Source organism: Desulfovibrio sp. ZJ200 (genome assembly GCF_011039095.1).
Lineage (GTDB): Bacteria > Desulfobacterota > Desulfovibrionia > Desulfovibrionales > Desulfovibrionaceae > Desulfovibrio.
Genome location: NZ_JAAKEH010000033.1, coordinates 1 through 23,598, shown reverse-complemented (window position 1 = coordinate 23,598; position 23,598 = coordinate 1). Strand labels below are relative to the sequence as shown.

Sequence of the window (23,598 nt, the reverse complement as noted above, 5' to 3'; positions counted from 1 at the left end):
GATGCCCTTGAACGCGGGGCGTCCGCTGTCCTGGAACTCCTGGAGAGCCGCAGGCTCGGAGTCGGTGCGAAGCCAGAGAAGGCATTGGAGGAGTAATGGGAAACGCCGAAAAAACTGACAGGAACCCCAAAGCGACTGGTACCTTGGTAATCCCTGCGAAAGCACTCCGAGGCCTTGATCTGACGAAGGTCACACCAGCGATGCTCGCCGAAAGGGCAATCAAGTTCACCGGGAACCAGGAACCATCTGCCGGGAAGCGGGCATCATGCAGGGTGCCAGCAAAAGGGCAGACGTACCATACCGAGGGCATTCCAAACGGCTTGGAAGCCGCATACGCGCAATATCTGGAGGGGCTGCTCTCCTCCGGGAAAATCCTGTTTTGGATGTTTGAGCGCGTCCGCCTCACACTGGCGCGGAAAACAACGTACCTGCCTGACTTCTTCGTGGTGCGCGCGGATGGATCGGCAGAATTTCACGAGACCAAGGGATTTTGGCGCGACGATGCCAGGGCCAAGATCAAGATAGCCGCCCAGGAGTTTCCCTGCTTTGGCTTTGTGGCCGTCCAGCGAAACAAGGACACCGGGGCATGGGAATTTGAACGGTTTTACCCCTGCGGGATTGAGAAGGCGGAGCAGGAAGCATGAAAACCTACCGTGCAAATGCGGGTTTTCTGGCGTCGCAGTGCCATTTTCGGGTACTTGTACATCTGGCGGCAAAAATTCCCGCCATAGTGGCGCGGACAACCGCCTAGAGGGAAATATGGGGCCATACAAACCCATACATCGTTTTTCCGCCTCCACGGCAGGAAAGAGCAAAAAAAGCTCGGAGAATCTAAATATATTATATCTGCAAGGTAATTTCTTGCGGCCTGTGGAATCATCCGCGATTGCTTGGCAAAGGACGACAATCAGCCCAGGGAGGAGAGCATGACCGTGCTTTGCCATGAGAAGGCCTTTGAACTCGCCCATGCCCATGTTGCCAAGTGGGAGGGAGGCTATTTCGATCACCCCAGCGATCCCGGCGGCGTCACCATGTACGGCGTCAGCCTGATGTTTCTCAAGGGGCTGGGCCTCGTGGAAGGCGACATTGACGGTGACTGTGACATCGACCGGGATGATGTTCTCGCCATCACCAGGGCGACCGCCAGGCAAATCTTCCGCAAGCACTTCTGGGAGCTTCCCCGTGCGCCGCAACTGCCCCCGCTGGTGGCAATGGCCTTCTACGACCTCGCGGTCAATGCCGGGGCCGGGCGCGCCGCCATCGTCTTGCAGGAAGGCATCAACGTGCTTTGCCCCTACGCCATCAGGAAGCTGGCGGCCAATGTTGGCCCCCTCACCCGCTCGTACAGCAACAACCTCGCCAGCATGGGCCGGGAAGCCGACCTCGTGTACGCCTACCTCGACCGGCGCGAGGACTGGTATCGCAGGCTGGCGAAGGCCAAGCCGAAGTCCGCAGTCTTCCTCAAGGGCTGGCTCAACCGCACCGCCGATTGCCGGAAGCTCATTGCCGATACCGTGCAAAGCCTGGCGCGTGGTGCAGAAGCGCAGGGGGTGGCGTGATGGAATGGAAGGACGTTGGCAACGCGATTTCCAAAGCGGCCCCCATCCTCGGAACCATCCTCGGTGGCCCCATCGGCGCAGCAGCGGGGGGCGCGGCCTCTCTGATCGCCTCATGCCTCGGCTGCGATGACGACCCCGCCGCCGTCATGCAGGAAATCAAGCGCGACCCGCAGGTGATGGTTCGGCTCAAAGAATTGGAAGTCCAGCACCGGGCCGACATCCTGAAATGGAAAACCGCCCAGATCGAGGCCGAAGTGGCCGACCGCGTGAGCGCCCGGCAGGCGTCCGTGGACGGCGGTGACAGGACGCGGCTTTTCTGGCTTTCGATCTTCCTGTTCGTGGTGGCCTTCGGCCTGGAAGGAACCCTGCTTTTTTGCGGGTTCGCCGATGGCATCAGCGGCGAACTCGTGGGCCGAGTCATGGGGACTGTGGACACCATGGCCGTGATGATTCTGTCCTTCTGGTACGGCACATCCCGGAGCGACCAGAACCGCGAGGCCTGCTTTACCACGCCACGCCCAACGGGCTTGGCAAGTCGGAGGTTGGGAAGCGGTGAGCAGTGAAGCCCGGCGCAATGACGCGATGGATGTCAGGGAAAGCCCTATCAAGACTATTCTCATAGGGGCTGCCATAGGGGTTATTGTCGCCATTGTCGTAGGCATTGGCAGTGCAGCGATTGCCACGAACAAGCTCACAGTGGAGTTGGTTTTGCGGATTTCCGCTCTTGAAACCGCCGTGGCGAAGCATGAAGCCACAATCAAGGAAGACTCCAAGGGAATGAAGGGCGCCAACGCACAGGCCTTCATGCGCCTTGAAGACCATGAACGGCGACTGGTGCGCCTTGAAACTACCTTGAGCGGGCTGCGCGAGGACTTCTCCGAGATGAAGCGCGACATAAAATCCATTCTCCATTCCACAGAGACCCGCCGCGAGCGCGCCGAGGAGGCCAAGTGAAAGAAATAACGGCCGGGGAGGTCTGGTGCCCAATGGGGCGTATTTCCGTCCAGCATGGCTCCGACAGGCCGCAGCTTGATGTCCTGAAATGCGGGGCCTTCAACCGGGTCATACTCTACGCCCCCGGCTCCCAGGATCAGGGGCAGCAATCGTATCCCTCACGCTGTCTTGGCGAAGGGTGCGCCTGCTGGGAGTGGGGATTTTTCAGCAGGCTCGGCCTTGTGCCTGCCAAACTGCGCCGGGGGCGCTGCGGCTTCACCTCGCCCGGCACTCGTCTTTTGCCAGTCGCTACGATGCTCGCGGGCGCGGCGATCCTGCTGGCCTTTCTTTATCCGCGGATGGTGCAATAGGAGGGCGTTATGGCGGCACCAAGGGGCGTAATTGATAAGTGCAAATCTTGCCAAAGGCGGCTGCTTGTAAGCTCCAAAACAGGGCTTTGCCTCTCGTGCGAGAATGACTCCTTGAGGGAGCGTATCCACCTTTTGGAGTTCCAGCTAAAACAGTGTACCAGGCAAAAATCGGAACTATTACAGCGGCAGCGGAAGGAAGAAAATAAATGAGAGAAGAAGGATACGAGTGTCCATATTGCGGGCACGCTACCACATGCGTTCGCAACACGAGTTCCTTCAGCCGCCATATAACCCGTGTGCGGGCGTGTCTCACTTGCGGAAAAATCCATGAGACGATGGAAATGCGCGTGGATACCAAAAAAATATTGACCTTCGCCAACAGAATAACTCTTGAGATGGAGGCAGCTTCCTCGCGTCCCGTGGAGAATCCGGGTGAAGAAAACGCCTAAGCCCCGTAAGCCTGCGCCGCTCACGGGAAGGCAAAAGCTGTTCGTGGAGAGCTACCTCGTCAGCATGAACGGCGCTGAAGCAGTCCGCGCCGCCGGATACCAGACCAAAAATCCGCGCTGCACCGCAAGCGAACTTCTCTCCAAACCTCACATCCAGGAGGCGATTGACAGGGGCATTTCAGCCCGCGTGGCGCGTCTGCACATCACTCAAGACTTTGTACTGCTCAAGCTCGCTGAAATCGCCCAGTCGAACATCGGGGACTATCTGCACTTTGGCAGGGATGGGGTGAAGCTCCGGGACATGGAGGAAATTCCGTCAGAAAAGATTGCCCTGATAAAAGAACTCACTGAAGGCGAAAACAAGAACTTCAAGATCGTGCTGCATGACAAGATTTCAGCACTCGACAAGCTTGCACGGCACCTGGGCATGTTCGAGCGCCATCGGCAGCGCCAGACGCGCCAGAACGACTTTACCCGACAAATCCTGACCGATGTGCGCGAAAAGAAGATTGACCCCACTGAGGCAGCACTCACCCTGGAGGCCGAGGGCTACCCCCTGCCTGAATCCCTGCGACTGCTGCTTGCCAAGGCAGAGCCGGAGCCGCCGTCCGATGACAACGGGGCCTACGCGACAATTTCGCCGGAAGAAATGGCGCAGCGCGCCAAGGAAAGAATGGAAGCCGCAGAACGTGAGCGGACGGGTTTTGTACCGGAGCGCGCGGAGCAGGTGCGCCAGATGAAGGAAGAAATGGGCGGCGGATCGTTCCAGCCGGAGAGCGTCAAAGATGGCGAAAAAGATTCGTGAAATCCTGCGGGACCCTCGGTATGTCCAGTTCCAGAATCGCTACTATGACAACCTGGTGGCGTATGTGCTGGACAATTCCCGCTACCAGCCGACCTGGCAACAGATGGAGTTCCTCGAAGCAGTGAGCAAGCCGGGGTGCCGCGTGGCCGTTTCTTCCGGCCATGGCACGGGCAAAAGCGCAATGCTCGCATGGATTCTGGACTGGCATCTTCGCGTCTTTCACTTCTCCAATGCCATGTTGACCGCGACCAACATTGAACAGGCGCGCTCGGTCGTCTGGAAATACCTCGATGACGTGATAGCGGACGTGGAGGCCATGTACCCTTGGCAGGCAGGCTACTTTGTGAAAGAGACGCGCCGCTATTTCTCGGTACTGCACAAGGACTCATGGTATGTGATGCCAAAGACTGCGAGCAAGGCCAAGCCCGAAAACCTCGCCGGGCAGCACAACATAAATTATCTCGTGGTGGTGGACGAGGCCTCTGGCGTGGATGACGTGATCCACGATGTTCTGAAAGGCGCCCTGACCAATGAGCGCAACCGATATGTTATGACCTCGCAGCCAACCAGGGCCACGGGGCATTTTGCCGAAGCCATGACCAAACTCGCGGTCAAAGAAGGCGGCGGCCCAGGCATTTATACGGCCATCACCATGAACTCCGAGCTTTCCCCGCTCGTTTCACACCAGTTCATCAGGGACAAGCTGATTGAATACGGCGGCCACCATTCCCCGGAGTACCAGATTCGGGTTCTGGGCAATCTCCCGGACAATCTATCAGGCTACCTGATCCCCCGAAGCTGGTGCGTCCAGTGCGTATCAAACAAAATCATCCACGCCGAAGCCTGGGGCTGGGTACTTCTGGCGGACGTGGCCGAGGGCGTTCACCGGGACTCGTCCGTGATGACCATTTGCCGCGTTTCGGGACACGGCCCGCAGCGGATGGTGGAGGTGGTCTCCTGCGATGAATACCTTGATCTGGATGAAAAGCAGTTCGCCCGGCGAATCGCGGCGAAATACCATGAGCTTCCGGCGCTCACGATAGCCGTTGACGCTGACGGAGCCGGGAGAACAGTCGTCCTTGAACTGGAAGAAATGGGCATCCCGATCTCCCGCATCCATTGGGGCCTGCCATGCCATGCGGCGGCAGACCAGCGGCGATATTTCAACCTGCGGGCATACGCGCACTGTAAACTGCGGGAAGCGATCTTTGACGAGCGATTCAAGGGGCCCGACCTCAAGAAGTTTGTCGAGCAGGCCTCCCGCCTCCCGTACAAGATTGATGAACGCGGGCGCTATCAGATGCTTCCGAAAGACCAGATGAAGGCCCAGGGCATCAAGAGTCCGGACATCTCGGACACCTGCTGTTTCGCGTTCCTGGTGGACTATATCCCCGCAGATCAGGATACCGCCATCGTGGATGAAGACACGCGCCTCTTGCAAAGGGCGCGTAAGATTGCCTTGCTGTGGGCAGGTGAAGACACCAAGGGCTAGATGCAATGGACGACATCGAAAAGAAAAAGATTTTCGCACTGTCCCTGGACAGCGAAAACAGACACATGGCCTCGGCAATTCTCTTTGAGGGAAATCGCCTTGCCATTACCCACTGTCTGCCCGTTCAAGGGGCCCCCTCCAAATGGCGGGACAAAATGCTTGCCGACATCGAATCCAAAGCCGCCGCAGGGTTCGCCATTGCCGTGGAAGATCGCTCCGGGAAATTTTCCCCCCACGCGACTTCCGTATGCTTTGATGACGTGGAAGACGGGCGCACTCTGCTCCAGCGGTCCTTTGACTGGTGGTTCTCGCTCAAAAACTCCGGCAACCTGATCCTGGATACATCGGTTGAGCGTTATAACATGCGGGCAGGGGGGGGAAGGCGCCCTTATCGACATCAAGCACGATGAAAAGGGGCGCATCGTATATTTCCCGAACTGGATGGCATTTCACGGCGGCCACAAGGCCATGCTGTTATGCGTGGCCGCCGCCATGCTTGAAGAACCGCTGTCCGCACGCTGGATTGATACCATGCTTGCCGCCGTGTCAAAACAGCATCCCACTCCGCCGTCGCCCTTCGCGCCCTGGCAGGCGATCACCTTCCAGCGGGACGCCGACCGAGCAAGAGAATTGCGGGGCGACCATGAATGACCGCCTTTCACCGCTGAACATTGACGACCCGCTTGTGCGCGTGAAGTTGTACCGGGAAATCCGGCAAGCCCAATCCGAGAAACCGGGCGCGGACTGGACAGAGTATGAAATTCAGCCTGCGGACACGCTGATGCCGGAACTCATTGCCTACAAGGTCTATGGGCTGGATACGCTGAAATGGGTTGTCCTGATTGCGGCCGCACTTGATGACCCCAGGGAAAGGCTTGCTTCCGGCATCCGCATTATTCTCCCTTCCACGGCCTGGATACGGGAACGCATCAAGCACTACCAAGAGTTTGAGCGCATTGGCAGGTAGGCGAAATGGCCGACAAGAAGGACATCCTCAACCAGTTACGGGCGCTTGAAAAGGAGGCCAACGCGGATCGCCGCGAGGCCCGCGAGTTGCGCGAAGACGCGGTAGGGCTCCTCACCCCCGCCCTGCTCCGGCAGCATGTCAGAGCCGGAACCGGCATTGTGCTGGCATACGGACGCCAGGGCCATGCGGTTGAGTACACCATAGATGACCTCAAGCGCTTTGTGGCCGCCAATGAGCGCGCGCAAAAGAATTTCCGGCGCGAAGTGCGCGGTGTTCCCCTTATTCAACTGGAAAAAACATCCGATCCTGCCGACATCCAGCGGAGCCGCAATGTGCGCTCCGCCATGCTCTACAAGATCAACAAAAACCTGCTCTATTTCAGCGTTTCAGGGAATATCAAGGCGCATTATCAGGTGCGCGTGCGCCTCGAAGACTGGGACGTGGCCCTTCATTCAACGGCCCTCCCCCTGGTATCGGCGAGAACCGCCGCCACGGGGCGCATCTCTTTTGACTGCTCATGCGGGCGGCACCAATTCTGGTATCGCTACCTGACCTCAATCGGCGGCTTTGACGTGAACCCGCCCAAAGAGCAGGACTTCCCGAAGATACGAAATCCCGGCCTCAAGGGCTGCTGCTGCAAGCACGTCCTCAAGGTGCTTCGGGTTCTCAAAAGCAACACCGTCCATGCGGTGCTGGCAAAAGAAATTGAGCGGCAATCGGCCACAACCGGCTTTGCGGACACCGTGCGCTCGCGCTTCCTCAAGGCTGACGAACTCCGGCGCGTTTCCCTTGCGCGCGGCGTGGCCCGAAATCCCGCCGAGGCGAGACAGGCGCACCGCAAATTTCTCCGCGAGGCACAGGAGTTCATCGAGGACGCAAAGAAGCAAAAAGGCGTCCAGGAGTTGCAAAAAAAGCTCAAGCCACGAAAGGGACAGAAGGTTCCGAAAGTCCGGCTGACAGACGCGCAGCGGAAAGAGATCGTTCAGAGCCTCCACAACCTCACCGTGGCCGTCAAATTCAACCTGCCGGGCTTTGACATGAAGACGGGACTTGAGAACCTGGCGAAGAAGTATTCCCTGCCGGTATCCGAACTCAAGGGCATGATGGAGAAGGAAGGTATCGCATGATCGACCAGCTCAACCCCAGAGACTTTCGCACTCCGGCCAAAATCCTTGCCCAAGACCTCAAGACCATGCTCGCGCATGATCCCAAGGCCTTTGACTGCCTCATCTTCCCGGCCATCCCCGGCCAAGAGGAGACTGTGGCCGTCTCGGAAGACCCGGCAGGGAGCATTGACGCCGCAGAACGGGCGCAGAAGTTCGGAGAGCCGGTGCTTGGCCGGGCTATGATCGTGCCGGAAGAAGGCCTCGGCTTCGAGGTTTTGGCGGGCGAAGTTGCGAACAGCTTTTTGGGCGTGAATGAGCCGATGAATATCCTCCTCTCCATGCCCGTGAATGACTTTTCCCTCATCCAGTGGCGAGAATACGCCACGCCGGATGCCGAGGAGCCGGAGACACGCACAGTCTATGTATTGAGCGCCAAGGCCATTGGCCGGGTGGCCGGGGCCGGTACGGTTTATGTTTGCGCGCCGCTGCCTGCCCTGGGAGAAGTGCCGCCGCTTCCCACCCAGGAAGCAGAGCCCGAAGTTGGCAAGCCTGACACCGGCGAAGAATCAAAGGATGCGCCGCAAGCGGATGCCGTGGGGATACTGTGAAGATAAGCATGAAAAAGCCCCGCCGAAGCGGGGCTGACCTTTCGGGTGCCGAAAGGAAGTGTTCGGAAACTCCTCTACCTGCACCGCAGGTCGGGCAGAATCTTCTCAAGCTCCCTGATGAGGTGGAGGGGGGAATATTCTATCGCCCGCTCCATGCTCCAGTAAGAGGCCACAAGGGGACTTGGCGAGACGGCTACTTCATGGAGCCAGTTATGGAAGATACTGGAAAAGCCTCTGATGCCCTCCGGGCCGAATTTGTAAACATCCACAAGGTTCAATCCTTCGCCAAGCAGGCGGCGGATTTCAGCGTCCGTCCTTGCGCGAAGCGCCTCGACCTGCTCGATGTAGGCTTCAAACTTGTCTTTCTTGGGGACCGGCGGCAAGGCGGCCTGTTCCCGCGCGGGCGGAAGCGCGTCAATCTTGGACTGTACCCACTGGATGGCCTCTTTGACCTGCGCCACGGTCAGGGCGTCCACGGAGGCCACGCCGAAGTGCGCGTTCACTTGCGCGCGGGCGTTGGCGTAGTGGATGGGGGCCATGCCTACCCATGTGTTGATAATGGCCGTCAGGGCCTTGCGCTCCGGGTCCGTGCGCTTGGAGATGGGGGAAGGCTCGGAGGTGGGGGCGGGTGCAGCCTTGGCGCGTTCTTCCTCCGCCAGCTTGTCCAGCACGTCCAATACCCAGCGGCGAAAAGCCTTGGCAACCGGCGTCCGCGCGAACATCGCCAGCAGGTGGCAGCCGCGCAGAGAGAAAAGGAGGCTTTTCACCGGGAACGCCGAATCGGCGTTGTCGATGATTTCAACCAGTTGCGCCATATCAGGAGTGAATTCGTCAGCGTGTGCGCGGTAAATTTTTGCAGCCTGGTCCTCACGCTTGAAACCCAAGGCGCGGGCAAGCTCGACAGCCCGAATCCAAAGGCGGTTCTGGTGGGTGACAGGGGAAAGGGTGACGTCGTTGAAGGTCAGGGCCATTTCCATGATGAAACCTCGCTGATGCTTACGTTTGCCCTGTCCAAAATAGACAAGGCTGGGAGCCGTAAACCGTCAGCGAACGGTCGGGGGCGTTGCCGCTACCCCACTCCCAGCCTGATGTAGACATCATTATATGCCGAAAAATGCCAAGAGAACATCTTGACAGACACAAAAAGAGCCATGCTTGAGGCGCTGGCAACCTTCGCTGATGGAGTTTACGGACTCCGTTGAGGGAACGACGCCATAAAACGGGGGAAATGTCAAGAAAAAAAGCCGGGAGAGCACCTGCGATCCCGGCCAATGGTCACGTTGGAGAACGGTGATGGATATTCAGGGAACCATTTCTCCCCCCAATAATACAAGAGTATTACCAAATGCTGGCATGAATATATTTCAACTGATTTTGAATTTTCTCTACAGATTGGTTTACCTCTGCCCTGACGCGATCTATGGTCATGCTTTCCCCTGGATGAAGCAGAGGAATAGGTGTGGCTTTGGCAGAAGAAATCCTTCCGGTACCAAAAAAATCATCAAGCAGCAAAAGATGATTTGTAGGATCACTCGTTGTAAATTGTGTAATATTTTGGCGGATTATATCAAAAACTTTTTCAATATAAATTTTTGTCTGTTGATCTGGTCTGTTTCGTGCACCGTGGACAGTGGACCATCCGCAATGTGTCAAGACAATCATCTGGATTTTAGGAGTGTGACCATTAGATGGCATTATCTTTCTAAACTCACTGGCTGGATCAGAAAGTGTTTTAAGAAGTAAGGATAAGGCATTTACTGATTGCTGATCCGTCCGTACTGGGATGATAAGCGCATCGCTCGCGTGCCATGATAAATGTGTCGCACCTGAAAAAAAAGGAGAGGTGTCAATTATGCACCGGGTAGTCTGTGTCTCTTGCATCTCCCGTGTAATATTATTTTTTAGCGCAAATAAAATATTATCAATAATTTGAATTTGCTTCTGTCCAGAAACACTCTGCGCCTGTACTATCGAAGTAGCAATTTGAGAAGGAAGTATATATAATCTTCCATCGGACGGAAGGTAGTAAGCATTCCTATTGTTGAACTTCACATTAGTTGCAGAAATACTTTTTGCTATGTGAGATGGAGAGCCTAACCCGGGAACAAAATTTGGCAATAACATATCGTAAACTGTAACGGAGGCGTTTTGCAAATAATTGTTGTCAAAAAACCAAGTTAAATTACACTGTGGGCAAGTGTCAACTGCTAAAACTGAATCTGCAAGGTAGGTGAGATTAAATGCCAGTGATGTCTTTCCAATTCCACCTCGTAAATTGCAGATGGAATAGGTATCGTAGCGGGGCAGTGGGAGTGGTTGGGCCACACCCTGTGCAATATCGTATTGGCGGTCGACAAGTCTATATAAGCTGTTTGGCATGGGTTCCTCCTTATTAGTTCCGCAATTTTTAGCATTTTTCGCGGAACTAGCCAAGAGTTTATGGAGCATATTTTTATGGCCGAACCGAACGCAGTCAGTGACCTCCAGGGCGTTGATTTTGCCGTTGGCGGTATCATCGTCGGCGCGTATGAAGGCTTGCAAGACGACAAGCCGCAGGCCTTCCGGCGCTTCCTCGACCGCCCGGCAAAAGAAAAGATTTTCAGGGCCGAAAACGAAGACCCGCCTTCACTCATACGGCGGATTGCCCAGCATAACCCCGGCAAGAAGCGTCTTCCTGACCTCCCGGTGGTGGCGTATTACCGTGCGCCGGGCATTGTGGGCGACCAGAACCAAAAGCCTGTCGTGCTTGACGTGGAGCGGTACATGGATGGCACGGATCGGGCCATGCGCTTGAGTTCCATCCCCGTCACCCTCTCATATTCCCTGCTCTGGTGCGCCTGGGACAAGCCCACGCTGGAAAAGATCGCCTTGGCATGGTTCGCCTATGTGGCGCACCGGGGGCGGCGGTACAGCCGCTTCATGGTGCCTTACCTGCTGGGCACAGAGCCGATACAGATTCCGGCCTCAATTTCCGTCCCCCGTGAAATCCAGGCGGACAATGCCAGCCCTTCGGAGCAGGGAGAAGGCCGCTTGTGGGCGGCCCGCACCCTTGTGGAAGTCAATACCCAAGTCCTCTACGGGCGCGAGGTGAAGCCGATGGACGAGATAACCGCGCTCGGTCAAGTGCGGCTCATGTGAAGGGGCGCGGCTCATGGCAGACGACAACCTGTTCAGGAAATTTGTGCATGTCCGCACCGGGCAGGAGTTTGACATCGGCTTTCTGCGCGAGTCGAACTACATTGAAACCCTCGACCTGGACGGCCCCAAGCTCATTATGAGTTGGGATGATCCAAACCGCTACCTGAAGGACGAGCTTCAAATCCGGGAGCATGATGAAATCGAAGCCCACCTGTCGGATGACTGGAGCCTGGACGGCATGAACGTCAAACAAGCCTTCACTGTCATGGTTGACCCGTCCGCCGACAGGTATCTCAAGTTCAACCTTATGGCTTCCCCCGTGTACAAGCTCAAAACATTGGCAGACAAAACCCGCATTTTCCGGCAACGGGGGGTGTCAGAGATCATCGGCGCGGTATCATCGGGCTTCAAGATTGACGCCGGAAAATTCCCGGTAGTGGAAGATTACCACTGCATCGCAGGGGAGCGCATGAGCGCCATGCTGCGCCAAATCGCGGGCGAGCAGGGGGGCCATATCTGGTTCGGGCGCAAGGAATGGCACATCAAGACATTGAGCGCCCTTTTCGCCGAAGAACCGGCATTTGAATACCACTACGGGAAGCCTGGCGCGGACTTCCAGCTCATCAGCTTTACCCGCCCAAGCCAGCAATCAAGGATTCAGGAGCAGGCCGTGCGGGGCTTTTCCGGCTGGAATGACATAACGGGGCGCGTCAAAGCGCCTTCCGCCGGGCCGGTGCTTTCCAAGGCGGCAAAATACGCCCCGATCCTCAACGCCTCGCAAAACATGCAAACCCTGGGGAACCGCCCCACGGCTTCCCGCATCGCTATCGACTTCCAGACGCACGGGAACGGCTTTCTCACGCCGGGGATGGTTCTCAAGCTGTGGTGGCACAGGGCAACCCCGGACAGGCCGTTGGACGAGTCCCTGCCGGACAAGGTGGTGATAAGCTCTGTGGCGCACTACTATTCGGCCCAAAAGTATTATTGCCGCGTAAAGGGGGCGGTTCCCTTTGAGCCAACAGCCTAAAATCTACAGCGGCGAGTATGTGTCCGAAGTCGTGAGCGTTGACGACCCGAAGCGCATGATGCGTGTGCAGGTTCGCGTCTTTGATATTTTTGACGATGTGCCGGTGGCCGATCTGCCTTGGGCAACCTATCGGCTCCCCCTTGGGGTGCGGCCCGCTGACGGTGGCCTGGTACCCGTCAAAGTCGGTGACTATGTGTGGGTGGATTTTCCCTTCGGCGGGGATACCCGGCGGCCGCGCATCACCGGGGGCGTACACTTCGCCCCGGAAGGAAAGCCGAACATGGCCCCGGAAGCATGGGCCGGGCCGGGACAGTTTGCCCACAAGCGCACCCCGGATGAACCCACGCCAGACGCCCCCGTGTACCATGAAGACATCGTCTTTCAGCAGAACGGCGTTCTCGTCCAGATCACAAAGCCCGGCGCAGCCCGGATAACCAACCTTGCCAGCGGAACAGCGGCGGAGATCACCCCGGACGGTGTGGTGGTCATTCACTGCGAAAAGGACTGCTTTCACAGCGTCCAGGGAAACTACCTCGTGGACGTGAAGGGGAATTATAATTTGCGTGTCGGCGGCGGCATGAATATGGAATCCAAGGGGGCCGGGAAAGTGCAGTCGCAGGGGAATATGACGCTCGGAAGCGCCGCCGAAAGCCTGAACCTTTCAGCAGCCAGGGAAGGCACGATGACCGGCCCCGGTGGCCTTGCCTTCTCCGGGCCTGCCAGCTTTGACAAGGATGTGAATATCGGCGGCGATGCCAATGTAAGCGGCCAAGTCATTGATGGGGGCGGAAATACAAACCACCACTCGCACTGATTATTATCTTGACTTTTGTATCCGATTGATTACAATTTTTCCATGTTCACAATCGTTCGATCCGAAAAATTTGATAGTTGGCTGACAGGGTTAAAAGACCTGTCGGCTCGCTCCCGTATCCTCAATCGGATGGACAATATTCAAAAAGGTTCGCTTGGGGACTATAAGTCTTTGGGAAAGGGATTATTTGAACTGCGAATCCATTATGGCCCAGGATATAGAGTTTATTTTACACATAAAGACGATACTATTATTTTTCTCTTGATTGGCGGTGATAAGTCATCCCAAACAAGAGACATTGCCATTGCGCGTTCTATGATGGAGGAATAGCATGGACATGAACAAATTTAAACCGTTTGAAACGGCTGATTATCTGGACAGTGAGGAAATGATTGCTGAATACCTCACTGTGGCGGCTGAAGACCCGGACCCCGATATGCTCCTGATTGCCATTGCCAATGTGGCTAAAGCCCGCGGCATGGCAAAACTGGCTCAGGATTCCGGCCTTGGGCGTGAAAGTCTGTACAAGGCTCTCCGCCCCGGCTCAAAACCACGCTACGAAACCATCGCCAAAATCCTTGCGGCCCTGAATGTGAAGATGCGACTGCTTCCGGCAAGGGCAGAAACGGCCTAAATTCAAACCGCTTCCTGTTGTGCATCCATACCCCGCCCCTTTTGGAGCGGGGTTTTTCTTTTTTTGCTATATGTGCCACATCTGCATAAAAAGTTGTGTACCTGCTGCCCCCCTGTTGCCAGACTTGGGAAGCCTCCGCTGCGAGGCGAGCAAATCAACCTGACAACGGAGTGCAGCAATGAGCAAAAACCTTGACGGGTACAAGCAGCAAGTTACCAACATCGTGACGCGCGCGCACCAGATGCGCTCCGCCCTGCTTGATCCCATCCTTGACGACAGCGGCAAGTTCATCTCGGACAGCAAAGCCAGGGCCGAACGCCTGAAAGGGGCGGTGTCCAATTCTGTGTATGAAAGCACCGGCGAAAACGCGCCCATGATTCTCGGCGCGCACAGCAGGGCGCTTCAGGCGTTCTGTCAGCGGTATGGACGCCTCCCCAACGATGAGATTCTGGCAAGCGCCCATCAGGCCATTGAAAACGCCATGATTGTCGGCAAGACGGGCAACGGCCTGCCCGGCGTCTTTGAATCCGCCGACATGAGCACGACCGAGGGCATCATGATGCGCGACCGCATGGTGTCCCTCATCCTGCCGGTTCTCTTGCAGTCCGTCACCGCCCAGATGACGACCCTGATTCCGGGCCAGTTCAACCGTTCCGAGATGTTCCGCGTCCATCGCGTGGCAGGGAGCACCTTCGGCGACCTTCAGGCCGGAGACCGCATCGACTTCCGCTACAATGGCCGATATGCCGTCATGGATCAGATGTCCGCGCCGTACCTTGGCGATGCGACCAAAAAGCAGTTCGTCTTCGACAGCGCCACGGACCGCGGCAAACTGATGCCCATCAAGCCCGGCTCGGTGAAAATCCTCCACGACCGCAACATTGTGGCTTATGATGACAATAACGGCCACATCCTCGGCGTGTTCGCCCTTGCCGGGGCGACCATCAACATCAGCGGAACTGTGGACTACGCGAGCGGCCAGGTCACGGTTGACTTCAGCGCCGCTCCGGCGGCAGGCATCGAAATCCACATCGGCTACGATGTGGACATTGAGAAGGACTACAAGCTCATCCCCAAGATCGACCATCAGATGGAATCCCGTGTGCTCGTTCCGCACGAATCGGCCATCACGGGCAGCGTCACCCTGCAAGCGTTGTGGGGACTCCGGCGGGGGGGCCGGAGCGGGCGGCATCAAAATGAGCACGGAAGACTTCAAGACCCACGCCAAGGCGACGGCGGGCGAGGCCGGTTGGAGGACGGTGGCCGTTGAAGGCCTCCAGGGCATCAAGGTGCGCTCCGCCAAGAGCGAGGCCAACGCCATTGAAATGGCCTACGCCAGGTACCTCGAAGGCCAGGGCGGGGAATAAGCATGAAAGGCGTAATCACCAACGCGGCGGAAATCACCGTCCTCCAGCCCATTGACAATACCTGCAAGACGGGCGGCGGCCCGGTGAGCGTTGGAGGGTGTGTTATCGTTGCCAGCAAGGGGCGCCCCTTCACTGTGCATGAAATCTTCGGCGTGGGCACAAGTCAGGAAGACATCTTCGGACCGCCGTTGCCCAAGAAGGCTTACGGCATGGAAGGCCTGCGGCAACTCTCCGAAGCCGCCAAGGAGTGCAACTGGGTGCAGGCCGTGCGCGTGGTCAACCAGAAGGGATACCGCTACCCGTCCCTCGGCTTCATCCTGTCCAGGGATCGCGGCGAATGGGATTCCCAAACGGGCTATGCGCCCTGCGATGTCGTTTCCTGCGATGGCCAGAGCTTCATCGCTGCGGCGAATGTGACCGCCTCGACCACGCCGCCCGCGACCGGCACGGGGGACTGGATGGAATACTCCGGCCCCGTGGAAAAGGACGCGCACCAGCACAATGAAAGCGTCATCGTTGGCGATGACGAACGCATCCGACGATCCCGAAGGTCGCCACATGATTCTGGAGGCCACCTATCGCAAGCAAAAGGTCGTCCGGGACGGCAAGGTAGTGCAAATCAACAAGCGCATTTCCGGCAGGGTGCGCCTTTCCGCCGCGCAGAAGGCCGGACTTCGCAAGGCCCGGCGCAAGGCCAATACGGCGGCGGCCCGGCTTCATCGCAAAAAATCCATGCGTCTCCGCGCCCGGCGCGGCATGTAGGTCTGTGACATGGAAGGCATCGGCAACCGTGACACACGCATCACCCGGCACCGCAAATGCTGGATACAGGGGAGCGAGGCCACGGTTGTCGGCGTCTGGGGCCCCGGCACTTCAAAAGAACTGACTGCGAACTGGACATCGCCATTTGAGGGAGAAAGCATCGGCAACCAAATCCCCCTCGCCGGGGGCCTGGTGCAGGCCGCAACGGACATAACATCCGTAACGACCCTGAACTCCCGGCAGACGTGGGAGGGGAACCGGCCAACGACCTTCAATATTGAACTCAAGCTCTATGCCCTTGAGGACCCGGAAAGCGAGGTCATGCAACCCATCCGGGCGCTTGAGTTCATGGCCGCGCCTGACGTGAATGACATGCAGCCAGCGGGAGGGCGAATCCCCGACCGGGTATGCGTGAACATCGGCACACGCCATATCTTCACGGACATGGTGATCGACTCCATTTCGCAACCCTTCGACAAGGAAATTGATTCCCAGGGCAGATTTGTCCGGGCGACTCTGAATATCCAGCTATCCACACTGACCATGATCAGCAAGGACATGCTGCGAAAAGGCTACGGCCAGCAAGCGTAAAAGAGGAAAATGGCATGGCAAACATCTCGGATGTGGCGGGAAACATCCCCAAAATTCGGGCCGGATACCGCAAGCTGCTCGGTCTGGGCGAAGGTGTGGCCTCCGATGAGTTCATCCTGACCATCGAGGGCTACCCGAACTTGCGCTACCTCTGTCAGTCCACGCAGCTTCCGGCGCTCATGCGCGAAAATATCGAGTCCTACGGGCCGCATGGCGTCCAGTTCAACCAGCAGGGCCGCTACAAGAACGCGCAGGATGTGCCCGTCTCCTTCAAGGAGGTGATTTCGGGCGAGGCCTACAAGGCGGTGCGCGACTGGGTCAGGAACAAGAAGTACCTCACCGTCAGGATCGCTCTTGCCGGAGAATCCTTCCCCACCTCCAACAAGAACACCACAGTCGTCCTCGAAGACTCCTGGCTGGAACTGGAGGGCGCGGACCTCTCCGTAGAAGACGGCGCATCGCTTGTGCGCCCGGCTGGCACGATTCACGCCAACTGGATAAGCTGGCTTGATGACGACAAGGACGGCACCCTTTCCCTGTAAATGAGGGGCTGCAATGACCTCTCTTGAACTGCTCGAAGAAGTAAAGGGACGTTTCGTAGTGCTGTATCATAACGATGATACGGCACTACAGCGTCTTTTGCGCCAGGCGCTTGGCAAATATCAGGACAAGGCGGGCGTCATACTGCAATCCAGGTTCGAGGCAGGCACGAAAGAAGCGGATTTCCCCGAACTCTATCTCACCGTAGCCGGATGCCACGATGAAATGCACCGCCACGTCCCCGTGCAGGTGGATGAGGCGGCAGGGAAGCTCCTCTTTTACCCGGAAGCCGACTCCGGGGCCCTGACGCTTTATTGGCTGGCCCGGCTACGGGACTGGCCCCCTGACCGCCCGCTTCCCTATGGCTGTGTCGGCCTCGTGGGTGACTATCTGGAGGCGCTCATCGACATCCCGAACACCTCGCGCACCCGTGACTCCTATCATGGCATGGGGGGGCCGATTCCCGATCTTCCATCCTTGCAAGAGATGCGGGCGCGACTGACCGAGCTTGAACAACAGATGGAAGAGTGCCGCGCTATTCTGCCAGCAAGTCTGGTCATCTGTTAGGGGGGGGACGGAGTGGCAGAAGATTTCAACCGGCTGCGGATGCTCTCAAAAAAGCTGGTAGCCACCGATTTTCAAAAGGACTGGCTCTTTCGGCTCGAAATCGAGGGGGAACCCACAGACTTTGACCTGTACGTCAAGGATATTGCCTATAACCCGCTCGAAATCACAACGGACGAGGAAAACTATGGCGGCGTCACAAGGAGGGTGTGAGCGTCCGGCTCCACTTTCCCTTTCGGGCTTTCGACTACATTCCGCGGGTATAGCCAGCAGGCCTGGGATACGATCCTGGGCAATCTGTGCCTGAATGACGGCCAAAGCCTCGGCAGCTTGCTTGCTTGCCCTGCTCGCCGGGTTCTCGCGCTCCATGAAAGCGCGATACGGCGTCACAAGGCCATAAAGAACGTGAAAATGCACGGCAGGAAGGGCCGGAGATAACCATGAGCGAAGAAATCAGGCTGCCCTTCCAAAACAGCCCGGAAGAAGAAAAAGAGAAATCCCAGGATGAACAATTCTGGGCCCACATTGAGGAACTCCTCGAACAGATCGAGGAGAACACTCGCACAGGGCTTGCCCGCAGCCTGACACCGGCGGCAATGGGGACGCCCCCCCGCCAAGAGGCCGAGGCCACTCCCAGGAATAATGCCCCCGGCAGCAGGGGCCGCGCACACGAAAAGGGGGTGTCTTCTCAAAGCGTCCGCGCCGAGAAACAACCTGCCCCCGGCATCCTGCACACTACCGCCCTCCACCAGACGAAGACCACGGGGGGCGCCGACAAGAGACGGCCCGATAAGGCCAAAGTTCCCACCGCTGACGAAAGGCAATCCCGGAAATCACAAGGCGGGGGCCATGAAAGCGCGGCCCCAAAAAGTGTGGCATCAAAGCAGAAAGACGCCAGTGCCACATCCAGCGTACCAACAAAAAGCCAGGAAGCCCTCGCACAAAAACGAGAAGAAGCGATTGCCCAGAAGCAATCCAAGGGCATCCTGGGAGCATTGAAACAAAATCTCGCGTCATGGGATGGTTCCGTTGCTTCCACCGACAAGTCTGACATACAAAATGCGGCAGGGCTGGCCGCAGGCGGCCCGCTCTGGTCGGCATTCAAGGAACTGAAAGAGGCTATCCCGGAAAAAGATGGGGCGGATGACAGTCTTGCGGGCATCCTGAAAAAGACCATCGCGCAAAAAACAGGCATCACCGCAGCCAGGGAACGTGTGGATCAGGCCGCACAGACCGCACGGGCCAAGGTGGTGACGTGGGCCGGGGGAAAGGTTGACGCGCCGAAGCGTGGAAACCGGGACAAGCAGGGCCGGTTCATCAAGGGCGCAGGAAAAGAGGCCAAAGTAGCTGAAAAATCCTTTGCCCTGGCCGCGCAAGAGGCGCGAGAGGGCAAAAAGCGCCATGATGAACTGCTGGAGGCTATCAAAGACGGCTCGCGTACTACCGGGGGCGGCATCTTCGGGGAAGGTGGCCTGGTTGACAGAATGGGCCGCAGGCGCGGTGCGCGTAAAGCAGGGGGCACAAAGCCGGGGCGGACTCCTGGACGCCGGGGGAGGTTCGGCCTCCTTGCTGGCGCTGGCGCAACGCTCTTTGGGGGCGCCGCTGCGCTCTCTGGCGATCCAGTCAGTACAGCCCTTGATGCAGGCACAGCGGCCATTTCAGCACCCGGAGCAGGCAAAGTTGCGGGCGGTGCCGGGAAAGCTCTTGGCCTTGGGGCGAAAGGGGCCCTTGGCGTAGCGAAGGCAATTCCCATTGCCGGGCAAGTTCTGGCCGCGAGTATGGCCCTCTATGATGGCGTGTCCGGCTGGAATGACGCTGCAATGCACCGTGAGGCTTTTGGCCTTGAGGAAGGCCAGGAGGCTTCCACGGGGCAAAGGGTAAGCGCATCGGCGGCAAACATTCTGGACATGGGCGGATTGCTCACCGGGGCCGCCGGGCTGCTGGGCTTTGAAATCTCCACTGCCGATATTGCCAAGGGTCTGTTTGACGTTGGTGACTCCATCGGCTCGACCGTGGCCGATGCGTGGGCCGGAGTGCCCTCTCTTTTCTCCTCTGGCGAATCCAGCGAAAAGGAGCCCGCAGGCCATTTTGCTGAGCTCACCGGAGCCATATCCGACCTGACAGACACGACAGATGAAGCCATCAAGAAGAAGGAACAGCCCGGCATCCTTGCCACAGCGGGCGGTTTCTTCTCGCGTCTGTTCGGCGGTGATGAGGGCCGCTCCTCGTCTGGCTCATCCTCTACCGGGCGACGCACCGGCACAGGCGCAAAGGTTGCTTCTGCCGCTTCCTATTCCGGCCTGGGCGATGTCGTTGCCATGTCGGAAACGGGGGGCAAAGGCACTGCCATGATTTCTTCCGGCAAGGGGGATCATGGCGGGGTGTCCTATGGCCGCAGCCAGCTTGCTTCGCAGGCAGGCAGTATCAACGCCGCCCTCAAATGGGCAAAGGAAAACGGCTACGAGGACATCCACGCCCAGCTCGCGCCGCTCGCGGGGGACGCCACAAACAGGAACGGCCAGTTCGCGCAAAAATGGCGCGAACTCTCACAAGAGAAAGAGGGCCGTCTTGAGCAGTTTGACAAGGCCTATCAGAAGAAGGGCTACTATGACCCGATGATGGCGAAGATTCGCCGCGAGAACCCGGAACTCGCAAAGCGGATCGAAGCGAACCCTGCGCTTCAGGAACAGGTGCTTTCCACCGCCGTCCAGTACGGGCCAAACTCCGGGCGCTATCTTTCCGCCGCATCCGAAGTCCTCCAGAGAAACCCCACTGCCACGGACAGAGACCTGCTCATGGGGGTGCAGGACATCAAGGTGCGTGACGTAAACCGAAATTTCGGAAGCTCGTCCGCAAACGTGCGCGCAGGCGTGGCGAACCGGCACGGGAACACTGAAAGGCAGCGCCTTCTTGCGGTGCAGGACAGGTTCGAGCGGGGGGAAATCAAGATCGACCCCGCCACTGGCACCGGGGAAGCGGTGGCGAAAGGCATTCCAAAGACACCTGGAGCAGCCGCGGTGACGAAAGCCTTTGTCAAGGCCCCGGAAGCAGCCGTAGAGGCGACTTCCCAGGCTTTGCAGCAAGGCACGCAAGACGCCATCGACCGCGGTGTGAAGTACAGCTTTAGCAGCAAGAACTCTTCTTCTGGTGCCATTGATTGCTCCGGCTGGGTTGCGGAAAACACCCGAAACATGATGGAGGCGGTGAACGCCGAAAGCGGAAAGCCCATTTACGGGAAGGAAGCAAAGGCCGTCTTGCGCCAAGGTGCCAACGGTGGCGCGGCGGGCCTGATCCAGACCGTAAGCCAGGCCACAGGCGAGCTTCTATCCAATGATGCCCTTGCGCCAGATAAGGTGCGCGAGGGCATGATGATCGGTATGGATACGGGAGAGAAGGGCTGGGACAGGGGCCGGTTTGAGGGCATAGACCATATCGTCCAGACTTACAGAGATGCCGAGACCGGGCGAATGATGGTTTCGGAATCCAGCAGTAGACAAGGCGTCAAAATCACGGACTATGAGGAATGGTACGCAAAATGGAATAAACGCGGCGCAAAACTTTACGGCGCTGACGTTACAAAGTTGGCCGATGCTAGCCAATTCCAGCCCTCGACAGAAACAATCGTTGCAGACGCGAACCGAACAGGCGCAAAAACACGGGAAGCGGTTCCAGAGGAAAAGGCGCTTGTGGCCTCTGCCTCCCCTGCCGTCGCCGCGCCGCCGGAGGTGCAGACCGTAGCGGTGCAGGAAGCGCAGCCGCAGGCGTCGCAACGGTATCCAGATCCGGAACCCATTCAACCCGAACCTTCCGCCGCGCCACAACAAATTGATTTTTCGCAGGTTGTAGCGCTGCTCACGCAGCTTGTGGACGTAACCAGGCAAAACGCAACGGATAAGGAACGAAGCACCGCAGACGCGGGTTCGCCGAATATCCCGATGGACTACGATGACCCGCACTGCCTGGCACTCGCACACGACAGGGCCTGACCATGATCGAAGCTCAACGGATGCTCAAATCTTCCCCCGGCGATGATGTGGAGCGATTTTCCGACAGCGAAGCCATGGGAGAGCGCATCAGGGAGTGGTTAGATACTCCCGAAGGAACAATGGCACACCACCCGGCCTGGGGCCATAACCTCACACCATTCAAGCACGATCCTCTCAGCAAGGGCGGGGACTTGGACGTGCTCATGGAAATGGCAATCGCCCGGAAGCTGCCCATTGACGTGGAAGGCATCATCCTGAAAGGCGTGAATGTGGTAGTGATGGATATTGACCTTTGCCGTATTGAAATACTCCATCAATTCGGATTCCAGGCAGAAGAAATCCACCTGTAGAGGTAGGCAATGATACTTAGGCTCAGGACTCGCTAATTGCCAACGGGCTTGTATCAGTGTACTCATAGCGCACGAGGTAAGTTATGAGTACGCTGTTTTATCTTTCCCCCGAGCAGATGGCGCGTATCAAACCCTACTTCCCTCTTTCTCACGGGGTTCCCAGAGTGGACGACACGCGTGTCGTCAGCGGGATCGTCTACGTCATCAAGAACGGACTGCGATGGAAAGATGCCCCACGTGAGTATGGGCCATAGAAAACTCTTTATAACCGCTTTATCCGGTGGAGCCGATTGGGAATATTCAACAAAATTTTTGCTGAACTCGTTGAGCAAAATGGCTCCACAACACGATTGATGATTGATGCCACCCATCTCAAAGCGCACAGAACGGCGGCGAGCTTGCTCAAAAAAGGGCTCTTTCCCGCTGTATCGGACGAACAAAAGCGGGGCTGAACGCAAAACTTCATGCCGTTTGCAATGCCTCGGCCAGCCGATAGCGTTCCATCTGACCGGCGGTCAGGTGAGCGATTACATGGGTGCCGCCGCCTTGCTCGACTCTCTGCCCCAATCCAGGGAACTCCTGGCGGATCGGGGCTATGATGCCGACTGGTTTCGCAATGCCTTGCTCGACAAAGGAATCACTCCGTGTATTCCGGGCAGACAGAGTCGCAAAAAACCGATTCCCTATGATAAAGAGCTTTGAGAGTATTAACAATATGATGTAAATATGTTATATCCCTCCAAAAGGGGAAACACATGGAAGCAAAGCCCGACTGCCCCAAGTGCCATGCCAGCACGGTATATCGAAGCGGAAAGATTCTGGGAAAACAACGGTATCGCTGCAAGAATTGTGGATTTCAATTTACTCGCACCACTCCACGGGGCCGCCCGGCAAGTGAAAAAGCCCTTGCTGTCACGCTTTATACCATGGGTCTGTCCCTGTCTGCCATTGCCCGAATTTTTCATGTTTCACCCCCCGCTGTTTTACGTTGGGTACGAAATTTTGCGGAACGTGTTTATGAAAAGCCTGAGCCTGGTGAGGCCATCATTGTTGAGCTTGATGAAATGTGGCATTTTCTAAAGTCAAAAAAAACAAACTTTGGATCTGGAAAGCCTATTGTCGTGATACCGGTCAACTCATCGACCGGGAATGTGGAGGGCGTGATCAGGCTACCCTCCACAGATTGATGGAGCGATTGAAAAAGTGGAAAGTCTGGTTTTACTGTACGGACAAGTGGAAGGTTTATCCTCTGGAGATAGAGCAATTTGACTTTTATTTTATTTAAAAATCGTTTAGATTGCAGAGATGAAATTTGCATCTGAAGAAATCCGAACCAAGGCTGTTCATGCGTATCTTGATGGAAAAGCAACAGCCAGGCAATTGGCAGATATTTTAGGTTATACCCCGGCTAGCATCTGCAATTGGGTCAGAGCTTACCGTGAAAACCAACGATTATCAGCCAAACCCAATGGCCATCGCCCAAGTTGTTTCTCATGCGAGGAGATTCGGGAATTGCAAGCCCTTCTTGATAAAAA

At 57.2% G+C, this 23,598-nt stretch carries 29 protein-coding genes and 1 pseudogene; 28 read left to right on the top strand and 2 right to left on the bottom strand.

The window, feature by feature from the left end; genetic code table 11:
* The first annotated feature begins 95 nt into the window (after positions 1-95).
* From G7Y52_RS15330 to G7Y52_RS10200, 12 genes are all read left to right on the top strand, one after another.
* Positions 96-644, top strand: a complete 549-nt coding sequence (locus G7Y52_RS15330) for a hypothetical protein (protein WP_241159701.1) — start codon at positions 96-98, stop codon at positions 642-644.
* A 282-nt stretch (positions 645-926) separates the two neighbouring features.
* On the top strand, positions 927-1,559 hold the full coding sequence (locus G7Y52_RS10250) for a glycosyl hydrolase 108 family protein (RefSeq protein ID WP_165071369.1): 633 nt from the start codon (positions 927-929) through the stop codon (positions 1,557-1,559).
* Positions 1,559-2,122 carry a hypothetical protein gene (locus G7Y52_RS10245; RefSeq protein ID WP_165071367.1) on the top strand — a complete coding sequence of 188 codons (564 nt, stop codon included), beginning with the start codon at positions 1,559-1,561 and terminating at the stop codon, positions 2,120-2,122. The genes G7Y52_RS10250 and G7Y52_RS10245 overlap by 1 nt, the downstream gene beginning before the upstream one ends.
* Complete coding sequence (locus G7Y52_RS10240) at positions 2,112-2,513, top strand: hypothetical protein (protein WP_165071364.1); 402 nt, start codon at positions 2,112-2,114, stop codon at positions 2,511-2,513. The genes G7Y52_RS10245 and G7Y52_RS10240 overlap by 11 nt, the downstream gene beginning before the upstream one ends.
* Positions 2,510-2,863, top strand: a complete 354-nt coding sequence (locus G7Y52_RS10235; RefSeq protein WP_165071362.1) for a hypothetical protein — start codon at positions 2,510-2,512, stop codon at positions 2,861-2,863. Before G7Y52_RS10240 ends, G7Y52_RS10235 begins: the two co-directional genes overlap by 4 nt.
* A gap of 432 nt (positions 2,864-3,295) precedes the next feature.
* Complete coding sequence (locus G7Y52_RS10230) at positions 3,296-4,117, top strand: terminase small subunit (RefSeq protein WP_277424307.1); 822 nt, start codon at positions 3,296-3,298, stop codon at positions 4,115-4,117.
* On the top strand, positions 4,098-5,609 hold the full coding sequence (locus G7Y52_RS10225; RefSeq protein ID WP_165071357.1) for a protein PacB: 1,512 nt from the start codon (positions 4,098-4,100) through the stop codon (positions 5,607-5,609). The genes G7Y52_RS10230 and G7Y52_RS10225 overlap by 20 nt, the downstream gene beginning before the upstream one ends.
* Positions 5,610-5,614: 5 nt before the next feature.
* Complete coding sequence (locus G7Y52_RS10220; protein WP_165071355.1) at positions 5,615-6,019, top strand: hypothetical protein; 405 nt, start codon at positions 5,615-5,617, stop codon at positions 6,017-6,019.
* 31 nt (positions 6,020-6,050) lie between these two features.
* Positions 6,051-6,260 (top strand): hypothetical protein, encoded by a 210-nt coding sequence (locus G7Y52_RS10215; RefSeq protein ID WP_206215261.1) that lies wholly within the window; start codon positions 6,051-6,053, stop codon positions 6,258-6,260.
* Positions 6,253-6,576, top strand: coding sequence for a hypothetical protein (locus tag G7Y52_RS10210; RefSeq protein WP_165071350.1), 324 nt, complete (start codon positions 6,253-6,255; stop codon positions 6,574-6,576). The genes G7Y52_RS10215 and G7Y52_RS10210 overlap by 8 nt, the downstream gene beginning before the upstream one ends.
* Positions 6,577-6,581: 5 nt before the next feature.
* A complete protein-coding gene (locus G7Y52_RS10205) occupies positions 6,582-7,703 on the top strand; it encodes a hypothetical protein (protein WP_165071348.1) in 1,122 nt (373 codons plus the stop codon).
* Positions 7,700-8,290, top strand: coding sequence for a hypothetical protein (locus tag G7Y52_RS10200; RefSeq protein WP_165071346.1), 591 nt, complete (start codon positions 7,700-7,702; stop codon positions 8,288-8,290). The genes G7Y52_RS10205 and G7Y52_RS10200 overlap by 4 nt, the downstream gene beginning before the upstream one ends.
* Positions 8,291-8,364: 74 nt before the next feature.
* Here the strand turns inward: G7Y52_RS10200 and G7Y52_RS10195 are convergent, their stop codons facing one another.
* Together G7Y52_RS10195 and G7Y52_RS10190 are read right to left on the bottom strand one after the other, a co-directional pair.
* Positions 8,365-9,267: a BRO family protein gene (locus G7Y52_RS10195; RefSeq protein WP_165071343.1), complete on the bottom strand. Its 903-nt coding sequence runs from the start codon at positions 9,265-9,267 to the stop codon at positions 8,365-8,367.
* A gap of 361 nt (positions 9,268-9,628) precedes the next feature.
* Entirely contained in the window at positions 9,629-10,669 is a 1,041-nt protein-coding gene (locus tag G7Y52_RS10190; RefSeq protein ID WP_165071341.1) for a ParA family protein, read from the bottom strand.
* A 75-nt stretch (positions 10,670-10,744) separates the two neighbouring features.
* Between G7Y52_RS10190 and G7Y52_RS10185 the strand changes: the two genes are divergently transcribed.
* From G7Y52_RS10185 to G7Y52_RS10095, 16 genes and pseudogenes are all read left to right on the top strand, one after another.
* The gene (locus G7Y52_RS10185; RefSeq protein WP_165071339.1) at positions 10,745-11,428 is read left to right on the top strand and encodes a hypothetical protein; all 684 of its coding nucleotides are present in this window, start codon (positions 10,745-10,747) and stop codon (positions 11,426-11,428) included.
* Positions 11,429-11,441: 13 nt separating this feature from the next.
* Entirely contained in the window at positions 11,442-12,455 is a 1,014-nt protein-coding gene (locus G7Y52_RS10180; RefSeq protein ID WP_165071336.1) for a hypothetical protein, read from the top strand.
* A complete protein-coding gene (locus tag G7Y52_RS10175) occupies positions 12,439-13,269 on the top strand; it encodes a phage baseplate assembly protein V (protein ID WP_165071333.1) in 831 nt (276 codons plus the stop codon). Before G7Y52_RS10180 ends, G7Y52_RS10175 begins: the two co-directional genes overlap by 17 nt.
* Before the next feature lie 15 nt (positions 13,270-13,284).
* Positions 13,285-13,599: a type II toxin-antitoxin system RelE/ParE family toxin gene (locus G7Y52_RS10170; protein WP_241159699.1), complete on the top strand. Its 315-nt coding sequence runs from the start codon at positions 13,285-13,287 to the stop codon at positions 13,597-13,599.
* 1 nt (position 13,600) lies between these two features.
* The gene (locus tag G7Y52_RS10165; RefSeq protein WP_165071327.1) at positions 13,601-13,903 is read left to right on the top strand and encodes an addiction module antidote protein; all 303 of its coding nucleotides are present in this window, start codon (positions 13,601-13,603) and stop codon (positions 13,901-13,903) included.
* Positions 13,904-14,081: 178 nt separating this feature from the next.
* Entirely contained in the window at positions 14,082-15,173 is a 1,092-nt protein-coding gene (locus G7Y52_RS10160; RefSeq protein ID WP_165071324.1) for a DUF2460 domain-containing protein, read from the top strand.
* A 99-nt stretch (positions 15,174-15,272) separates the two neighbouring features.
* Positions 15,273-16,040 carry a hypothetical protein gene (locus tag G7Y52_RS10155; protein WP_165071321.1) on the top strand — a complete coding sequence of 256 codons (768 nt, stop codon included), beginning with the start codon at positions 15,273-15,275 and terminating at the stop codon, positions 16,038-16,040.
* Position 16,041: 1 nt separating this feature from the next.
* Complete coding sequence (locus G7Y52_RS10150; protein WP_165071318.1) at positions 16,042-16,623, top strand: hypothetical protein; 582 nt, start codon at positions 16,042-16,044, stop codon at positions 16,621-16,623.
* A 14-nt stretch (positions 16,624-16,637) separates the two neighbouring features.
* On the top strand, positions 16,638-17,165 hold the full coding sequence (locus G7Y52_RS10145) for a hypothetical protein (protein ID WP_165071315.1): 528 nt from the start codon (positions 16,638-16,640) through the stop codon (positions 17,163-17,165).
* A gap of 13 nt (positions 17,166-17,178) precedes the next feature.
* Positions 17,179-17,730 carry a hypothetical protein gene (locus tag G7Y52_RS10140; protein WP_165071311.1) on the top strand — a complete coding sequence of 184 codons (552 nt, stop codon included), beginning with the start codon at positions 17,179-17,181 and terminating at the stop codon, positions 17,728-17,730.
* 12 nt (positions 17,731-17,742) lie between these two features.
* Positions 17,743-17,940 carry a hypothetical protein gene (locus G7Y52_RS10135; RefSeq protein WP_165071308.1) on the top strand — a complete coding sequence of 66 codons (198 nt, stop codon included), beginning with the start codon at positions 17,743-17,745 and terminating at the stop codon, positions 17,938-17,940.
* Positions 17,941-18,167: 227 nt separating this feature from the next.
* Positions 18,168-21,713: a hypothetical protein gene (locus G7Y52_RS10130; protein ID WP_165071304.1), complete on the top strand. Its 3,546-nt coding sequence runs from the start codon at positions 18,168-18,170 to the stop codon at positions 21,711-21,713.
* 2 nt (positions 21,714-21,715) lie between these two features.
* A complete protein-coding gene (locus G7Y52_RS10125; RefSeq protein ID WP_206215260.1) occupies positions 21,716-22,063 on the top strand; it encodes a hypothetical protein in 348 nt (115 codons plus the stop codon).
* 83 nt (positions 22,064-22,146) lie between these two features.
* Positions 22,147-22,756: pseudogene (locus G7Y52_RS15325) on the top strand (IS5 family transposase); the annotation flags it as partial.
* Positions 22,757-22,818: 62 nt separating this feature from the next.
* Entirely contained in the window at positions 22,819-23,250 is a 432-nt protein-coding gene (locus G7Y52_RS15320; protein WP_165071418.1) for an IS1 family transposase, read from the top strand.
* 118 nt (positions 23,251-23,368) lie between these two features.
* Positions 23,369-23,598: helix-turn-helix domain-containing protein (locus G7Y52_RS10095; RefSeq protein WP_165065509.1), on the top strand; the 230-nt coding region annotated here is incomplete at its 3' end.

Excerpts from the sequence above, each read along its gene's own strand:
- G7Y52_RS15330 (WP_241159701.1), top strand. The coding sequence starts at position 96 with ATGGGAAACGCCGAAAAAACTGACAGGAACCCCAAAGCGACTGGTACC.
- G7Y52_RS10250 (WP_165071369.1), top strand. The coding sequence starts at position 927 with ATGACCGTGCTTTGCCATGAGAAGGCCTTTGAACTCGCCCATGCCCAT.
- G7Y52_RS10245 (WP_165071367.1), top strand. The coding sequence starts at position 1,559 with ATGGAATGGAAGGACGTTGGCAACGCGATTTCCAAAGCGGCCCCCATC.
- G7Y52_RS10225 (WP_165071357.1), top strand. The coding sequence starts at position 4,098 with ATGGCGAAAAAGATTCGTGAAATCCTGCGGGACCCTCGGTATGTCCAG.
- G7Y52_RS10220 (WP_165071355.1), top strand. The coding sequence starts at position 5,615 with ATGGACGACATCGAAAAGAAAAAGATTTTCGCACTGTCCCTGGACAGC.
- G7Y52_RS10215 (WP_206215261.1), top strand. The coding sequence starts at position 6,051 with ATGGCATTTCACGGCGGCCACAAGGCCATGCTGTTATGCGTGGCCGCC.
- G7Y52_RS10210 (WP_165071350.1), top strand. The coding sequence starts at position 6,253 with ATGAATGACCGCCTTTCACCGCTGAACATTGACGACCCGCTTGTGCGC.
- G7Y52_RS10205 (WP_165071348.1), top strand. The coding sequence starts at position 6,582 with ATGGCCGACAAGAAGGACATCCTCAACCAGTTACGGGCGCTTGAAAAG.
- G7Y52_RS10200 (WP_165071346.1), top strand. The coding sequence starts at position 7,700 with ATGATCGACCAGCTCAACCCCAGAGACTTTCGCACTCCGGCCAAAATC.
- G7Y52_RS10195 (WP_165071343.1), bottom strand. The coding sequence starts at position 9,267 with ATGGAAATGGCCCTGACCTTCAACGACGTCACCCTTTCCCCTGTCACC.
- G7Y52_RS10190 (WP_165071341.1), bottom strand. The coding sequence starts at position 10,669 with ATGCCAAACAGCTTATATAGACTTGTCGACCGCCAATACGATATTGCA.
- G7Y52_RS10185 (WP_165071339.1), top strand. The coding sequence starts at position 10,745 with ATGGCCGAACCGAACGCAGTCAGTGACCTCCAGGGCGTTGATTTTGCC.
- G7Y52_RS10180 (WP_165071336.1), top strand. The coding sequence starts at position 11,442 with ATGGCAGACGACAACCTGTTCAGGAAATTTGTGCATGTCCGCACCGGG.
- G7Y52_RS10165 (WP_165071327.1), top strand. The coding sequence starts at position 13,601 with ATGGACATGAACAAATTTAAACCGTTTGAAACGGCTGATTATCTGGAC.
- G7Y52_RS10160 (WP_165071324.1), top strand. The coding sequence starts at position 14,082 with ATGAGCAAAAACCTTGACGGGTACAAGCAGCAAGTTACCAACATCGTG.
- G7Y52_RS10155 (WP_165071321.1), top strand. The coding sequence starts at position 15,273 with ATGAAAGGCGTAATCACCAACGCGGCGGAAATCACCGTCCTCCAGCCC.
- G7Y52_RS10150 (WP_165071318.1), top strand. The coding sequence starts at position 16,042 with ATGGAAGGCATCGGCAACCGTGACACACGCATCACCCGGCACCGCAAA.
- G7Y52_RS10145 (WP_165071315.1), top strand. The coding sequence starts at position 16,638 with ATGGCAAACATCTCGGATGTGGCGGGAAACATCCCCAAAATTCGGGCC.
- G7Y52_RS10140 (WP_165071311.1), top strand. The coding sequence starts at position 17,179 with ATGACCTCTCTTGAACTGCTCGAAGAAGTAAAGGGACGTTTCGTAGTG.
- G7Y52_RS10130 (WP_165071304.1), top strand. The coding sequence starts at position 18,168 with ATGAGCGAAGAAATCAGGCTGCCCTTCCAAAACAGCCCGGAAGAAGAA.
- G7Y52_RS10125 (WP_206215260.1), top strand. The coding sequence starts at position 21,716 with ATGATCGAAGCTCAACGGATGCTCAAATCTTCCCCCGGCGATGATGTG.
- G7Y52_RS15320 (WP_165071418.1), top strand. The coding sequence starts at position 22,819 with ATGGAAGCAAAGCCCGACTGCCCCAAGTGCCATGCCAGCACGGTATAT.